Source organism: Lawsonibacter sp., from assembly GCF_022777125.1.
GTDB classification, from domain to species: domain Bacteria; phylum Bacillota; class Clostridia; order Oscillospirales; family Oscillospiraceae; genus Lawsonibacter_A; species Lawsonibacter_A hominis.
Map to the genome: position 1 here is coordinate 25,262 of NZ_JALFGV010000070.1, position 15,556 is coordinate 40,817.

Here is a 15,556-nt window from a genome sequence, read left to right on the forward strand (position 1 = left end):
GATGCAGACCATTTCTTACGAGTATGAGGGCGCGCTGTACGTGAACCTGACCAACCGCTGCGACTGCTCCTGCGTGTTCTGCCTGCGGCACAACGGGCACAAGGGGAGCATCTATGCCGACGATCTGTGGCTGGAGCATGAACCCAGCCGGGAGGAGGCGCTGGAGGACCTGCTGGCGCGGGAGCTCACCAAATACCGTGAGCTGGTCTTCTGCGGCTTTGGGGAACCCATGTACCGCACGGAGGATATCGTCTGGCTGGTGGACGAGCTGAAAAAGCGGGTGAGCGGTCTGCCCCCCGTACGGATCAACACCAACGGCCATGCCAACCTGATCCTGGGACAGGACGTGACGCCGCGGCTCCAGGGGCGCATTGATACGCTCTCCATCTCCCTCAACGGCTCTACGCCGGAGGAGTATTGCGCCGTGACCCGTCCCAGGGACGGGGAGAAAGCCTGGCACGCCATGCTGGATTTTGCCGGAAAGGCCAAGGAGTACGTGCCCAATGTAGTGATGACCATTGTGGACAAGGATCAGACGCCGGAGGCGATCGAGCGCTGCCGCCGGATCACCCGGGATCTGGGCGTGAAGCTGCGCATCCGGGCGTACATCCCGGACTAGGGCAGAGCGGGCGCGGGGAAAACGGACGGCTTCAAAAAACGGGCGGCCACAGGCCGCCCGTTTTTGCGTGTTGCGGCGCGCCGCCATAGGCTGCTACGCCGCGTCGTTTTCCAGTTCCTCCAGCGCCTCCCGCTCGGAGTCGGCGGAGAACCGGAAGCGGCCCGCCTGATCGTAGACCTCCACATGTCCGTACACGAATCGGATCTCGTAATCCATGGGTCAGCGCTCCTTCCTGTCTCGTTGTGAGTACAGTATAACGGAGCATATGTACGATAAAGCGGACTATTCTTCCGCGGGGGACACATCGCCCAAAAACCGCTCCCAGGCGTCCGGGTGGTCCACAAAGTACAGCGGGCAGGCCTTGCCGGTCACATCGTAGTGCCGCAGGATCTGTGACGGCTCCAGCTGATAGTACTCCATGAGCCAGCGCACCAGCCTCACCAGCGCGTCGTAGGTCTCAGGGGTAAACGCGCCCGTGCCGTCCGGGTGGCAGCATTCGATGGAGATGGTGTCCTCATTGCGGTCGTTGGAGCAGTAGGCGATCTCGTCCAGCGGGACGTTCAGGAGGATCTCGCCGTCCAGGCCGATCAAAAAATGACTGCTGGCATAGGTCTCGCCGGTCTGGGCCAGGCCTTCGAAATAACTGTGGTTCTGCGCCGCGGTGGTGCCGGGATTGCCCACATAATGGACCACCACGCCGTTTACCGTATCCAGCGGCTCCCCCGGCCGGGAATAGGGGTTCACCGGAAGCAGGTCGGCCGTGATCCAGTCGGGGGTCGCCGGGGCAGGGAAGCGTCTGGACGCAAAGGGGTCGATCCACTTGATCACTGCCAATCCCGCCACCAGGATCAGCAGGATGGGGAAAAGCCCGGGGCTGCGCCGTTGCTTTCTGCGGGGCCGCGGGGGTGCGACAGGCATGCGCTTGCCCTCCTTTCGATGCGCTTGCCCTGGCATTATAACAGAGCCGGGGCGGTCTGTGTGTTAAACTTTTCTTACAAAGTACCGTCCAAACGGCGGGACCCATACAACAGCAAAAGCTTCCTGCCGGCCTTACGACTGACAGGAAGCCTTTGTGTTCAAACGAATACGGAGCAGCCTGGAAGCCGGCGGCTGCAGGTCAGAGCGACGCCCTGTGCGTGCCGACGTCGGTATTGAAATACAGCAACCCGGCAAACGCCAGGAACACAAGCGCGGCGGCGGCAAAAGACTTCCTTACCATATCAACACGCGCCCAGCGCCCGGTCGTAGGCGTCCTTGACCGGCTGGCTGAAGCAGACGAAGGTGACGTGCTCCACACAGGAGCCTGCCGCCAGACAGTCCCGCACCGTGGCCACGGCGATCGGGGCCGCCTGCTCCAGCGGGAAGCGATACACGCCGGTGGAAATCGAAGGGAAGGCCACGCTTTTACAGCCGTACCGACCGGCCAGCGCCATGCAGCTGCGGTAGCAGGAGGCCAGCAGTTCCGCCTCCCGGCAGACCCCACCGCGCCAGATAGGGCCGGGCGTGTGGATGACGTATCGGGCAGGCAGATCATAGCCCCGCGTCAGCTTGGCCTGCCCGGTCTCGCAGCCGTTCAGGGTGCGGCACTCGGCCAGAAGGCCAGGCCCCGCGGCGGCATGGATGGCGCCGTCCACACCGCCGCCGCCCAGCAGGGAGCAGTTGGCGGCGTTGACGATGGCGTCGGCCGCTACCCGGGTGATGTCGCCCAGAAGGGTATCAATGAGGCAGCTCATCCCGGGGCTCCTTTCCCTCCTGCGCCGCCGGCTGGAAGGCCTTGGGGGGCTGGACGGCGGCACGGTCGGTGAACACCAGCGCGAAGGCGGCGGCATCCATAGTTTCGTACTGCAGCAGGTAGTCGGCCACGAAATCCAGCGCGTCCCGCTGTCCGGTGAGGATCTCCTTGCAGCGGGCGTAGGCCCCGTCGATGAGGGCCTTGACCTCCTCGTCGATGAGGGCGGCCACTTCCTCCGAGTAGTTCTTGGCCTGAGCCATGGAACGGCCGATGAAGATCTCGTCGTGGCCGGAGTCGAAGACCACGTTGCCCACCCGCTCGCTCATGCCGTAGCGGGTGACCATGTTGCGGGCGATGGAGGTGGCTTTTTGCAGGTCGTTGCCCGCGCCGGTGGAGATGTCGCCCAGGGCCAGTTCCTCTGCGGCCCGGCCGCCCAGGCAGACGGCGATGCGCTCTGTGAGCGCCTGGCGGGACTGGAAGCTCACATCTTCCCGGGGCAGGGAGATGGTCATGCCCCCCGCCATGCCCCGGGGGATGATGGTGATCTGATGGACCGGGTCCTGGGTCTCCAGAGCGTGGATGACGATGGCGTGACCCGCCTCATGATAGGCGGTGAGCCTGCGCTCCCGCTCGATGACCACCCGGCTCTTCTTCTCCGGCCCGGCGATGACCTTGATCACCGCCTCGTGCAGATCCTGCATGCGGATAAACCGCTCCTGACGCCGGGCGGCCAGCAGGGCGGCCTCGTTCATCAGGTTCTCCAGGTCCGCGCCGGTAAAGCCGCCGGTGGCCTTGGCCAGCTCCGCCAGATCCACGTCCTCCGCCAGGGGCTTGTTGCGGGCGTGGACCTTCAAAATGGCCTCCCGGCCCTTGATGTCCGGATAGCCCACATACACCTGCCGGTCGAACCGGCCGGGGCGCAGCAGGGCAGGGTCCAGGATGTCCTGCCGGTTGGTGGCTGCCATGACCACCACGCCCTCGTTGTTGCCGAAGCCGTCCATCTCCACCAGCAGCTGGTTGAGGGTCTGCTCCCGCTCGTCGTGGCCGCCGCCCAGGCCCGCGCCCCGCTGGCGGCCCACCGCGTCGATCTCGTCGATGAAGACGATGGCGGGGGCGTTCTTCTTGGCCTGGTCGAACAGGTCCCGGACGCGGGAGGCGCCCACGCCCACGTAGAGCTCCACAAAGTCGGAACCGGAGATGGACAGGAAGTGGACCCCCGCCTCCCCGGCCACGGCCTTAGCCAGCAGGGTCTTGCCGGTGCCCGGCGGGCCCACCAAAAGCACGCCCTTGGGGATGCGGGCGCCCAGCTCCAAAAAGCGCTTGGGGTCCTTGAGGAACTCCACGATCTCCTGGAGCTCGCCCTTCTCCTCCTCCGCGCCGGCCACGTCGTCAAAGGTGACCTTCTTCTGTTCGTCCGCCCCGGTGCGGGTGCGGGCACGGCCGAAGCGGGCGGTCTTGTCCCCGCCGGCGCCCCCGCCGCCGTTCTGGCGGAGGATGGCAAAGTACCAAAGCAGGCCGAAGACCACCAGGATCACGATCCAGGGGACAAAGGACATCCACGCCGGGGCCACAAAGCCCTGGGGATAGTTATAGTCGGTGATCACGCCCCGGTGCACCTGCTGCACGATCAGGTCGTTGAAGTCGTTGTAGAACCAGTCGGGGTTTGCCACATCATAGGTAATGGTGGACTGGCCGTTGACCGGCTCCTTGAGCCAGAGGGTGACGGTGTTGTCCTCCACCTGGACCTGGGTCACCAGCTCCTGCTCCAGCAGGCGGCGGATCTCCCCGTAAGAGGTCTGGACGCTGCCGTCCAGCCCCCCGCGCAGGGCAAAGATGGTCATCAAGAGGATCACGGCGATGAGCAGATAAAAGCCCACGTCGCGCATGCTTCCTTTGCGTTTCAAACAGCGGACACGTCCTTTCCGGGCTGAATCAGCGCGCTAAAAACCGGCCTGGCCCCGGTCATTTTTCGTATACACAGGGCTTGAGCACTCCTATGTAAGGCAGGTTGCGGTACTTTTCGGCATAATCCAGGCCGTAACCCACCACGAAGTAGTCGGGGATGGAGAAGCCCGCGTAGTGCAGCTCCACCGGCTTGGTGCGGCGGGAGGGCTTATCCAGCAGGGTGCACAGCCGTACCGAGGCGGGGCGGCGGGCCTGGAGGATCTGAAGCAGGTAGCTCAGCGTGTTGCCGCTGTCCAGAATATCCTCCACCACGATCACGTCCTTGCCCTCGATGTGCTCGGACAGGTCCTTGACGATCTTCACCTGGCCGGAGCTGGCGGTGCCTGCCCCGTAGGAGGAGACTGCCATAAAGTCCACCGTGCAGGGCAGGTGGATCTGCCGCACCAGATCGGCCATAAAAACGAAGGACCCCCGCAGCACGCTGACCAGCAGCGGCTCTTTTCCGGCGTAGTCCCGGTCGATCTCGGCGGCGATTTCGCTCACCCGGCGTGCCAGCTCCTCCTGGGAAAACAGCACCCGTTCCACATCTTTGTCCAGTATCTGTTCCATCTCGCTCACTCTTTCTTCCAAAATAGCAGTTCATAGGCACGCCCCCCGGTCTGGGCCAGACGGCGCTGGTCCGCCCCGAAGCCCGCCACCGCCGCCACCCCGGCCCGGTCGGCCAGGACGGGGATATGTTCCCGCTCCCGTCGGGGGACTTTTTCGTCGATAAACAGCTTTTTCAACGTCTTGGTGCCCCCCCGCCGGGGCAGGGCGATCTCGTCTCCGGTCTGCCGGGGCCGCAGCAGCAGCACACCGTCCACCTTGTCCCGGTCCAGGTAGACCGCGCCGGGAAGGCGTTCGCTCTCGTCCGGACAGGGGAGCGAGCGGCAGCGCACCCGCCATGGGGTGCCCTCCAGGAGGGTCTCCCCGTCCAGCACCAGGGGCGCGGGAAGGAAGGGGGGCATGGGATCCGACGAACGGGTCAGCAGCAGTTCCCGGTAGACCCGCTGGGCCAGCTTGCCGCCGGGCAGGAAGACCACGGCGGAGGTATCGCTCCCCCGGGCCAGCTCCACTACGGCGTTCAGGTGGGCGGAGGAACAGTTGGTATTGCCGTCCCCCAGCATCTCCAGCAGCCGCCGCACCGCCCGGGGGGCGATGGCGGGGGGAAGCTCGGCGATCAGGCGGGCTTCGATGACCAGGTCATCCTCCGCCCAGCGGGCGTTGGCGCAGACCAGCGCGGCCTGGGCGTTGAGATAGTCGTTGTCGGCGCGCAGCAGGGCCATGGTGGCGGTCACGCCCTCGCTCAGGCGGGGATTCAGGTCCCGCAGCACCGGCACCACCTGATGGCGCAGGCGGTTGCGGGCGTAGGCCTCGTCGGAATTGGAGCTGTCCTCCACATGGGGGATGCCGTGCTCGGCCAGGTAGGAGAGCACCTCCGCCCGGGAGCAGGCGAGCAGGGGGCGCACGATCCCGTCGCGGCGGGGCGGGATGCCGGACAGCCCATGCAGCCCGGCGCCCCGCACCAGATGGAGCAGCAGGGTCTCCAAATTGTCGTCGGCGTTATGGGCGGTGGCGATGCGCGTACAGTCCAGAGCCTCGGCGCTTTGGCGGAGAAAATCATAGCGCAGCTGCCGGGCGGTCTCCTCCACACCCAGGCCGCGGCTCTGAGCCTGCGCGTTCACATCTCCCTCGCCCATCACGAAAAGGATGTCGCGCGCTGCGCACCACTGGGCCACAAAGGCCGCGTCCCGGTCGGATTCCGCGCCCCGCAGGTGGTGGTGGAAGTGGGCGGCCGCAATGGTAAAGCCGCCGGGCTTTGCCAGCTCTCCCAGCAGGTGGAGCAGGCACATGGAGTCCGCCCCGCCGGACACGGCGCACAAGACCCGTCCGCCCCGGGGGAGCATATCGTATTCCATCGAGAGAGAGAGCACCTTTTGCAGCATAGCGCGCCTCGCAAAGTTTCCGCCGGGGGCGGAAATAAATGGATTGGACGTGCGGAAAAACACAGGGGGAACCGCCCCGCAGGGCAAGCGGGGAAGCGCTGGAGGGCGGGCCTGCGCAGCACGCAGTTCTTCCGTTGTCCCGCCCAGGCGGGACAACGAAGAGGGGGAACGGCGGGCGCGGGACGTCAGTATTCCTCGTGCCTTCGGTCAAGGGAGGAAAAGGTGGTATACTCGGGCAGCCACTGCAGCTCCACCTTACCGGTCTCGCCGTGGCGGTTTTTGGCAATGATGCACTCCGCCAGATTGTGATTTTCGCTGTCCTCGTTGTAATAATCCTCCCGGTAGAGGAACATGACGATATCCGCGTCCTGCTCGATGGCGCCGGATTCCCGCAGGTCGGAAAGCATGGGGCGCTTGTCGGAGCGGGCCTCGTTGGCGCGGGAGAGCTGGGACAGGCAGAGCACCGGCACGTTGAGCTCCTTGGCCATGATTTTCAGGGCGCGGGAGATATCGGAGACGATTTGCTGGCGGTTATCGCCGCTGCGGCCCGGCCCGCCGGCGGAGGTCATAAGCTGGAGGTAGTCTATGACCACCAGCCCCAGATTATCCACCCGGCGGCACTTGGCATTCATGTCCGCCACCGAGAGGGCGGGGTTGTCGTCGATGAGGATCTGGGTCTGGTTCAGGGCGGCGGAGGCGGCGGCGATCTTGGTCCAGTCGTCCTCGCTGAGCTTGCCCGTCACCAGGCGCTTGTTGTCCACAAAGCTCTCGCCGGAGATCAGGCGCATGGCCAGCTGCTCCCGGCTCATTTCCAGCGAAAAAAAGACCACGGTTTTGCCGGAGAACTTGCCCGCGTGCAGCAGGATGTTCAGGGCGAAGGAGGTCTTGCCCATGCCGGGGCGGGCGGCCAGCAGGATCAGGTCGGATTTGTTCAGACCGGAGATGGCCGCGTCCACGTCGGGCAGGCCGGTGGACAGGCCGGGGACCGCCTGTTCGCTGGCGGCCAGCTCGTTGAGGCGCTCGTACACGTTGAGGATGACGCTGGAGATGTGCTCCAGGCCCTGGGCGGAGCGGCCCTGCCGGATGGCGTAGATGCGCTGCTCGGCGGCCTCCAGCACCTCGCGGGCGGTGCCGGTGCCCTCCTGGATCATGGCGGTCAGGTCTCCCGCGGTCTCGGCGATGCGCCGCAGCAGGGACTTGTCCTTGACGATGGCGGCATACTCCTTTACGTTGGCCGCCGTAGGCGTGATCTCCATCAGCTGGAGAATATAGTTGCGGGAGGTGTTTTCGTCATATACCCCGTTCAGGCGCATGTGCTCCAGCACCGTCACCGGGTCGATGGTCTGGGAGAAATTGAACATGGAATAGATGGTCTCATAGATCTCCCGGTTCTGCCGCAGATAGAAGTCCTCGCTTTTCAGGGCTTCGATGACCTCCGGCACGCAGCGGGCGTCAATGAGCATGGCGCCCAGCACGCTTTGCTCGGCCTCCACGCTGTGGGGCATCTGCCGCGACAAAAGCTCCTCTTCGGTTGCCATGTGTTCCACCCGCTTCCCGTTGCTGTTTGCGCGCGGGCGAACCGGCTTCGCCGCAGCGCGCGGCGGCGCGCCTGAATGCAGGCGGCCGCCTTCCCGTCCGGGGGAAACGCCCCCCGAACGCGCGTTAGTTCTCGGCCACGACCACCTTCAGGGTGCCGGTGACCTCGTAGCCCAGCTTCACCTTGAGCGTATAGCCGCCGAAGGCCTTGATGGGCTCATCCTGGACGATCTTGGTTTTCGGAATGCTGATGCCGTGCTGGGCGCTCAGGGCGTCGGCGATCTCCTTGGAGGTCACCGCGCCGAACAGCCGCCCGCCGTTGCCGCCCTTGGCGACCACCTTCACGCTCAGCTGCTCAAGCCTGGCGGCCACGGCCTCGGCCTCCGCCTTTTCGGCGGCCTGCTGGGCCTTTCTCGCCTTCTCCTGCATCTTCATGGTGTTCACATTCTCCGCGGTGGCCGGCACGGCCAGCTTTCGGGGCAGGAGGAAATTGCGGGCATAGCCGTCGCTGGCCTCGATCATCTGGCCCTTTTTGCCCTGGCCCTTCACGTCCTGCTGTAAAATTACTTTCATGTTATCGTCCTTCCTTTCTGGAACTGTCATCATTTAATAGGGGAGATGAATTTCCGCGACGCGCCAGCCGTCTTCGGTACGCTCCATGCGGATGGGGTATGCTTCGGCGGTTTCACCGGTAACGATCAAAGGTTCCTCCGCGCCCTCCGGCGCCTCCGCCAGGACGGCGTAGTGGACGATCAGGTCGAACACGATTTCGTCCTCGGTCCGACGCACCAACTGGTAGGAGTCGGGTGTCCCGGACCAGCCGTACTCCAGGCTGCTGCCCCGGGAGGCGTCGAGATAGCACAGCCTGCCATCCTCAGTGGAGGTAAAAAGAGGCTGTGGCGTGCCGTGGGCGCGGGTGAAGTAGAGCAGCTCCTCCTGGTATTCGGACGTGAACAGAGCGTCCATCATGGCCTTAAAGTCCGCCCAGCGGGCATAGCGGCCTACGGAGATCACATAGAGATCGCCGCCCAGCTCCACGGTCTGGCAATGGTCCAGGTCCGGCATGCTGCCGTCGTCAAAAGGGAAACGGTCCACGTAGGAGGTCTCGCAGCCCATCAGGAAATTGGCCGCCTCAAATGCGTGGAGAAACAGCGCCTGCTGGTCCGTATCCAGAAAGTCGGGGACCGGCTGCGCCTTCGTACTGTCTGAAAGAGGCGGCTCCAGCGCAGGGATGGGCGTGGGCGTGGGCGTAGGCGTAGGCGTGGGCGCGGCGCAGGCGGCCAGGGTCAGGCACAGCAGCAGGGCCGGCACGGCGGGAAACAGCCGTTTCATAACCATTCTCCTCTGACGGACAGGGAACAGGCGGGGCCTATTCCTCCTCCAAGTATTGGTCGATGGCGCGCAGCAGGTCCTTGGTGACCTCATCCACGCTCTTGCCGGGCACCTGGGCGCCGGCGGTGGCGGCGTTGCCGCCGCCCCCCAGTTTTTCCAGGATCACCTGCACGTTTACATCCCCCATGCTCCGGGCGGAGAGGATCACACGCCCCTCGCCGTCGGGGAAGAGGACAAAAGAGGTGTCGATCCCGGAAATATTCAGCAGCTCGTCGGCGGCCTGGGCGGCGGTGATGCGGCCCACCGGGTGGTCGACCCGGGCCACGGCGATGTCGTTGCGGTACATACGGGCGTTTTGGATGATGTCGTACCGGGCGATGGTGCCCTCCAGATCGTTCTGGAAGAGCTTTTTCACGTCCCCGGTATCCGCGCCGGAGCGGCGGAGGAAGGCGGCCGCCTCGAAGGTGCGGCTGCCGGTACGCATGGTGAACTGTTTGGTATCCAGGGTGATCCCGGCCAGCAGCGCCTCGGCCTCGGCCTTGCGCAGGTCCGCGCCTTCCAGCAGGTACTGCAGCAGCTCGGTGACCAGTTCGCTGGCGGAGGAGGCGTAGGGCTCGTGGAAGTTCAGGGCGGCGTTGGCGATATAGGTGGCGGCCCGGCGGTGATGGTCAATGACCGCCACCTTGTTGCAGGCCTCCAGCAGGTCCTGACTGACCACCTGCTCGGGGCGGTTGGTGTCCACCACCACCAACAGGGCGTTGACGTCGGCCGCCAGGATGGCGTCCTGCACGGAGAGAAACACGCCCTGGTATTCCGGCAGCTGGGAGAGCTTCTCCATCATCTCGCTGGCGGGGTTTTGGCCCGCCTCCTTGACAATGTTCACCGGGGCGCCCTTTTTCCGGGCGATGGCGCACACGCCGGCGGCCGCGCCGATGCAGTCCAGATCCGGAAATTTGTGGCCCATGACGAATACCCGGGAGGCGTCGGCCACCAGCTCGCCCAGGGCGTTGGCCATGACCCGGCTCTTGACCTTGGTGCGCTTCTCCAGCTCCTTGGTGCGCCCGCCGTAAAACTCAAAATTAAACTTGTTCTTGATGACCGCCTGGTCGCCGCCGCGGGAGAGGGCCATCTCCACCGACAAAGAGGCGTACTGGAACAGCTCCTCCAGGGTATCCGCGTCCCGGCCGATGCCGATGGACACCGTGGCGGGCAGGCCGTTGGGGCTGACCACCTCATGGACTGCGTCCAGCACCGAGAACTTGCCCTCCTGAAACTGGGCCAGGAAATGCTCCTCGAAAAGGAAGAGGTAGCGGTCCCGGTCGTACCGGCAGAACAGGCCCTGGGCGGGGGCCGCCCACTGGTCCAGACGCTGGTCGATCTCGCTGCGCAGGGCCGAGCGGGCGTTGTCCGGGATGCCCTTCATCAGCTCCTCATAGTTGTCCAGCATCAGGATGGCCGCCACAGGACGGGCGGCATAATACAGGTCCCGCACGTCGGCCAGATCGGTCACGTCCACCCAGTAGGTGGTGGCCAGATATCCCCGGGCGCCGGAATCCTCCGTGCGCACCAGATGGCCGAAGACCTGGAAGCGCCGCTCCCCCAGCAACACCTCGGTGGGACACTCGGTCTTGCCCTCCATGAGCCAGCGGGAGGAAAAGTCGGGTACGGCGGCGGTGAGCTTGGTGTCAAACAGGTGCTCGCGCTCGCCGGTGATCTGCAGAAAGCGGTCGTTGGACCAGATGACCTCGTCGTTCTCCGGCCGGAAGATGACCATGGGCAGGGGGGCGTTGACCATGGTGTCCTTGGTGGCCGTGTCCATATTGCAGGTGACGCTTTCAATATACTGGATGATCTCTTTCTGCCGGTGGGCGTTGCTGCGGCGGAAGTAAAGGTAGAGCACCAGCACCACCGCCAGTTCCGCCAGGGCGGCGGGGAGGCTGAACAGGGCGGTGACGCCCGCAAAGACCAGAAGGCATAGGAAATACAGCCGGAGGCTGGGCTCCAGCAGATGGGACAGCTTGTTTTTTCGCATGAGACACCTCCCATGACGCGGGACTCAACAATAAAGGTATTTTATTATACCAAACTCAAAAGTTAAAAACAAGTCTGCTTGCGCCCCAACTCCGCGTGTGGTACAATAACTTTTATCCAATTTGTATCACGCTTTACATTCTTTTGCTCCGGTGACTGCCATACTGAAGGGCACAAAGAGCATTTGATAAGGAGGCCGCTTTTTATGAAGGAATACCCCGTCCAGCGCGCCGCGGCGCTCAAACCGCTGCCCGACCCGGACATGCTGGTGTTCGGCAAGACCTTTACCGACCACATGTTTTTGATGGATTACACCGCCGGGCAGGGCTGGCACGACGGGCGCATCGTCCCCTACGCGCCGCTGGCCCTGGAGCCCTCCGCCATGGTGTTTCATTACGCGCAGGAGGTCTTTGAGGGACTGAAGGCCTACCGCAGCCCGGACGGTGGCGTGCAGCTGTTCCGCCCCATGGAGAACGTCCGGCGCATCAACTCCTCCTGCGAGCGGATGTGCATCCCGCAGCTGCCGGAGGAAGATACCCTTGCCGCCATTGAGCAGCTGGTGCGCGTGGAGGAGCGCTGGGTGCCCGCCAAGCCGGGCACGTCCCTGTACATCCGCCCCTTTGTCATCGCCACTACTCCCAGCCTGGGCGTACATGCGGCGCATGACTATATTTTCTGCATCATCACCTGCCCGGTGGGCGCTTACTACAAAGAGGGCATCAACCCCGTGCGCATCTATGTGGAGAAGCAGGATGTCCGCGCCGTCCGGGGCGGGACCGGGTACACCAAGTGCGGCGGCAACTATGCCGCCTCCATCCGGGCCGGAGAGCGGGCCGAGGAGCAGGGGTATGCCCAGGTGCTCTGGCTGGACGGCGTGCACCGCAGGTATATCGAGGAAGTGGGTTCCATGAACGTGCTGTTCAAGATCGGCGGCACGGTGATCACCCCAGCGCTCACCGGCTCCGTCCTGCCGGGCATCACCCGCAAATCCTGCATCGAGCTGCTCAAGAGCTGGGGCGTTCCGGTGGAGGAGCGCCTCATCACCGCCGAGGAGCTCTTCGACGCCGCCGAGGCGGGGCGGCTGGAGGAGGCCTTCGGCTCCGGCACCGCCGCCGTGGTCTCCCCCATCGGCGAGATGGGCTGGGGCGAGCGTCACGTAACGGTCAACGGCGGACAGATCGGCGCGCTGACCCGGAAGCTGTACGACACCCTGACCGGTATCCAGTGGGGCACGGTCTCCGATCCCTTCGGCTGGACGCTCAAGCTGTGACGGAAGATACGGGCGGCCCGCCGACTCGTTATCGTCCGCCTCGCAGAAGTCCGCGGCCGGAGCGGCAAACGAAGGTTTGCTGCCGTTTCACGGCGGTGTGCCCGTCGTGAAACACAAATCTCAGCCGGTCCATATGCAGGTGCTCCGCTTTTGGCGGACCGCTTATCCGTGAAAAGCCGGGGGCGTGCCCCGCGTCTCGAAAAGACGCGGGGCACGCCCTTTTCTTTCCGCCGCAGCCGTGGTAAAATACCACCAGAAAAGAGGTGGTCGGGTGAAAAAAGCGGCGGTATGCATCCTGTTTTTGCTGTTGTGCTGCTCGGCCTGCTGCGCTCCCGCACCCGCCGCAGCGCCTGAGGCGGGCGCCGGCGCGGCGCATACCGAGGCCCTGCATCTGGCCCGGGCCCAGCTTGGCCGGCTGGCAGAACGGGTCTCGGAGCGGGAGGAGGAGCGGGTGGTTGCTTTGCTGGAGCGCATCATCCCGCTGCGTCAGGCCCGCCAAGCCTCCGGCGGCTGGCAGCCGGAGGGGGAGGAGGCGCGGCTGGTGGCGCAGCTCAACCGGCTTTACGAGCGCTATACCGCCCGATATCTGGGCGACGGCGGCGGCTGGGACTCCGACAGCCCCGCCGAGCGGGTGTTGGCGGAGTATTGGATCCAGGAGGATGAGACCCTCCGGCCCGACCCGGAAAGCCCGTTCCGGCCGGACGGCGATCGGGAGGTGGAATACGAGGCGCTCTGGGCGCAAATGCGCGGCCTTCTGCCGGAGGGAAGCTGGGCGGCGTTTTCCCGCTTCACCGTCTTTACCGACGGGGCGGACGAGACCCTGGCCTATGTGGCGGCGCTGGACGGCGCGGGGGAGCGCTGGGAGATCGCGGTGGACCCTGCGGACGCGGGAGACGGGGACTGGTTTACCGAGACGGTGCTCCACGAGTATACCCACTACCTGACCCTCAACGCCGGTCAGGTGACCTATACCGCGGCTCAGACCGCCGACACCTACAATGAGGAGGGAATGGCGGCGGTCCCCGGCTCCTATCTGGACGACTTCTATCAGGCCTTCTGGAGCGATTACCTGGACGACCGCCGGGCCAACCCGGAGAGCGATCGCTTTTTCCTGCGGCACGAGGACGACTTCGTGACCGACTACGCCGCTACCGATCCCTCGGAGGATATTGCCGAGAGCTTTACCTATTTCGTGCTCTGGCCCCGGCAGGGCGGCGGCAGCGTGTGGGAGCAAAAGCTGGACTTTTTTTATGGCTATCCGGAGCTGGTAGAGCTGCGGGCGGGCATCCGGACCTGCCTGGGGCTGGCGGAACGGCAGCCCTAGCGAACCAGCCGGGAAAAGCCCCTGGGGGTCTCGGAGCGCAGCAGCAGCTCCGCCCCGGTGACCGGGTGTGCAAAGGACAGCTCGTGGGCGTGCAGGCACAGGCGGCCCAGCGGATCGGTGGCCGCGCCGTACACCTTGTCCCCGGCCACGGGGCAGCCCAGTTCGCTGAAGTGGACCCGGATCTGGTTTTTGCGCCCGGTATCGATCGCTACGGCCAGCAGGGCGTAGTCCGCTCCCAGGCGCTCCACCTGGTAATGCGTGACGGCGGTCTTGCCGCCGGAGCGGACCGAATAGACCTTGTGGATCCGATTTTCCCGCAGCTGGGTGCGGATGGTGCCGGCCGGCTCGGGCGGCGCGCCCTCGACCACCGCGCGGTACCCCCGGCGGCGGATGAGCGTGTTCCATTCGTTTTGAAAGCGCTGCTGCACTGCCTCCGACTTGGCGAAGAGGAGCACGCCGGAGGTGTCCCGGTCCAGCCGGTGGACCAGAAAGGCGCGGCCCTCCCCGCGGTCCCGCAGCCAGTCGGACACCGCACGGAAGGCGGTGCGCTCCTGCTCCCGCTCGTTGGCGGTGGAGAGCAGCCCCGCGGGCTTGTCGATGGCCAGCAGATCCGCATCCTCGTAGAGCAGGGGGAAGGGCAGATCGCCGCCCTGCAGACGGGGACGCAGAGACACGGTCTGGCCGGGGACGAGGGGATGGTCGTGACGGGTGACTGCCTGCCCATCCACCAGCACCTGCCCCCGGGTGAGCAGCGCTTTGATGTTGTTGCGGCGCTTCCCCTTTTGGTGGGAGAGCAGAAAGGGAAGCAGGGTGTCCGCCCGGTCCACCGTGAGGATGGGGGCCTGTTTTGGCTGCATTGGATCAGATCCTTTCATTGAGGTGAGGTAATATGAATGAAATCCTGGCGGGGCTCCATGCCCGCAAATCGGTGCGGGCCTTTTCCGGAGAGCCGGTCACGCCGCAGGAGAAGCGCGCCATCCTGGAGGCGGCCTGTGCGGCCCCCACGGCAGGAAACCAGCAGCTGTACACTATTCTGGATATCACCGACCCGGCCCTGAAGGACCGCCTGGCGGAGACCTGTGATCATCAGCCCTTCATCGCCGGGGCGCCGGTGGTGCTTATCTTCTGCGCCGACTGCCAGAAGTGGTACGACGCCTACCGTGCCGCGGGCTGCGCGCCCCGCAGGCCCGGCGCGGGGGATCTGATGCTGGCGGTCACCGACTGCGCCGTGGCCGCCCAAAACGCGGTCACCGCCGCCGAGAGCCTGGGGATCGGTTCCTGCTACATCGGAGACATCATGGAGCAGTGCCGGATCCATCGCACCCTGCTGGCCCTGCCGGACTATGTGTTCCCGGCGGTCATGCTGGTGCTGGGGCGTCCCACGCAGCAGCAGAAGGCGCGGCCCAAGCCCGGACGGTGCGGGCTGAAGCACATCGTCCATGAAAACGGCTACCGCCGGATGGACACCGGGGAGCTTCGGCAGATGCTGGCCTGGAAAGCGGAGGAGCGGCCCTATGCCGACTGGCTGCGGGCCTTCTGTGACCGGAAGTATGACTCCGGCTTTTCCCGGGAGATGACCCGGTCGGTGGAGGAATACCTCTCCAGCTTCCGGGGCGGCGGATCGTCCTACCCCTGAGCGGCGCCGCACGCTTGCTCCGCCCGTCCCCCGGCGCGGAGGGGAGCACGCCGATACCGCCCCTGGGGCGGCCTGCCCCGGCGGATCAGGACGGCGGGGAATCGGCGGCAGGGCTGTGGTTCCCGGGGAAAAAGCGGGGGAAGAGCTCCTCGGCGGCGGCATGGACGGCGGCCTCGTAGGCGCGGT

General features: G+C 65.2%; 15 protein-coding genes. 4 read left to right on the forward strand and 11 right to left on the reverse strand.

The window, feature by feature from the left end; translation table 11 throughout:
* Nucleotide 1: 1 nt before the first annotated feature.
* Entirely contained in the window at nucleotides 2-619 is a 618-nt protein-coding gene (locus tag MR825_RS06015) for a TatD family nuclease-associated radical SAM protein (RefSeq protein WP_256176475.1), read from the forward strand.
* Nucleotides 620-712: 93 nt separating this feature from the next.
* Here MR825_RS06015 and MR825_RS06020 read toward each other — a convergent pair whose 3' ends face one another.
* The 10 genes from MR825_RS06020 to MR825_RS06065 all read right to left on the reverse strand — a co-directional run bounded on the left by MR825_RS06020 (nucleotide 713) and on the right by MR825_RS06065 (nucleotide 11,141).
* Entirely contained in the window at nucleotides 713-835 is a 123-nt protein-coding gene (locus MR825_RS06020) for a hypothetical protein (RefSeq protein WP_256176476.1), read from the reverse strand.
* Between the two features lie 66 nt (nucleotides 836-901).
* Nucleotides 902-1,537 carry a peptidoglycan recognition protein family protein gene (locus MR825_RS06025; protein ID WP_256176477.1) on the reverse strand — a complete coding sequence of 212 codons (636 nt, stop codon included), beginning with the start codon at nucleotides 1,535-1,537 and terminating at the stop codon, nucleotides 902-904.
* A gap of 302 nt (nucleotides 1,538-1,839) precedes the next feature.
* The gene (locus MR825_RS06030; RefSeq protein WP_186906644.1) at nucleotides 1,840-2,352 is read right to left on the reverse strand and encodes an O-acetyl-ADP-ribose deacetylase; all 513 of its coding nucleotides are present in this window, start codon (nucleotides 2,350-2,352) and stop codon (nucleotides 1,840-1,842) included.
* On the reverse strand, nucleotides 2,336-4,237 hold the full coding sequence (gene ftsH, locus MR825_RS06035; RefSeq protein ID WP_186906817.1) for an ATP-dependent zinc metalloprotease FtsH: 1,902 nt from the start codon (nucleotides 4,235-4,237) through the stop codon (nucleotides 2,336-2,338). Before ftsH ends, MR825_RS06030 begins: the two co-directional genes overlap by 17 nt.
* 76 nt (nucleotides 4,238-4,313) lie before the next feature.
* Nucleotides 4,314-4,865, reverse strand: a complete 552-nt coding sequence (gene hpt / locus MR825_RS06040; RefSeq protein WP_186906645.1) for a hypoxanthine phosphoribosyltransferase — start codon at nucleotides 4,863-4,865, stop codon at nucleotides 4,314-4,316.
* A gap of 5 nt (nucleotides 4,866-4,870) precedes the next feature.
* A complete protein-coding gene (gene tilS / locus MR825_RS06045; RefSeq protein ID WP_287879508.1) occupies nucleotides 4,871-6,241 on the reverse strand; it encodes a tRNA lysidine(34) synthetase TilS in 1,371 nt (456 codons plus the stop codon).
* 185 nt (nucleotides 6,242-6,426) lie between these two features.
* A complete protein-coding gene (gene dnaB / locus MR825_RS06050) occupies nucleotides 6,427-7,779 on the reverse strand; it encodes a replicative DNA helicase (protein WP_186906647.1) in 1,353 nt (450 codons plus the stop codon).
* 124 nt (nucleotides 7,780-7,903) lie between these two features.
* Nucleotides 7,904-8,350, reverse strand: coding sequence for a 50S ribosomal protein L9 (gene rplI, locus MR825_RS06055; RefSeq protein ID WP_287879511.1), 447 nt, complete (start codon nucleotides 8,348-8,350; stop codon nucleotides 7,904-7,906).
* Nucleotides 8,351-8,383: 33 nt separating this feature from the next.
* The gene (locus MR825_RS06060) at nucleotides 8,384-9,109 is read right to left on the reverse strand and encodes a hypothetical protein (RefSeq protein WP_287879512.1); all 726 of its coding nucleotides are present in this window, start codon (nucleotides 9,107-9,109) and stop codon (nucleotides 8,384-8,386) included.
* Between the two features lie 37 nt (nucleotides 9,110-9,146).
* Nucleotides 9,147-11,141, reverse strand: coding sequence for a DHH family phosphoesterase (locus MR825_RS06065; RefSeq protein WP_287879515.1), 1,995 nt, complete (start codon nucleotides 11,139-11,141; stop codon nucleotides 9,147-9,149).
* A 204-nt stretch (nucleotides 11,142-11,345) separates the two neighbouring features.
* Here MR825_RS06065 and MR825_RS06070 point away from each other — a divergent pair, with 204 nt between their 5' ends.
* Both MR825_RS06070 and MR825_RS06075 read left to right on the forward strand, forming a co-directional pair.
* Nucleotides 11,346-12,410, forward strand: a complete 1,065-nt coding sequence (locus tag MR825_RS06070) for a branched-chain amino acid aminotransferase (protein WP_287879516.1) — start codon at nucleotides 11,346-11,348, stop codon at nucleotides 12,408-12,410.
* Nucleotides 12,411-12,681: 271 nt separating this feature from the next.
* Nucleotides 12,682-13,734, forward strand: a complete 1,053-nt coding sequence (locus MR825_RS06075) for a hypothetical protein (RefSeq protein ID WP_186906652.1) — start codon at nucleotides 12,682-12,684, stop codon at nucleotides 13,732-13,734.
* Here the strand turns inward: MR825_RS06075 and MR825_RS06080 are convergent.
* Nucleotides 13,731-14,591, reverse strand: a complete 861-nt coding sequence (locus MR825_RS06080; RefSeq protein ID WP_287879520.1) for an RluA family pseudouridine synthase — start codon at nucleotides 14,589-14,591, stop codon at nucleotides 13,731-13,733. The genes MR825_RS06075 and MR825_RS06080 overlap by 4 nt on opposite strands.
* 32 nt (nucleotides 14,592-14,623) lie before the next feature.
* On the opposite strand from MR825_RS06080, the gene MR825_RS06085 reads away from it, so the two are divergent.
* Entirely contained in the window at nucleotides 14,624-15,370 is a 747-nt protein-coding gene (locus tag MR825_RS06085; RefSeq protein WP_186906654.1) for a nitroreductase family protein, read from the forward strand.
* Nucleotides 15,371-15,556: the final 186 nt, after the last annotated feature.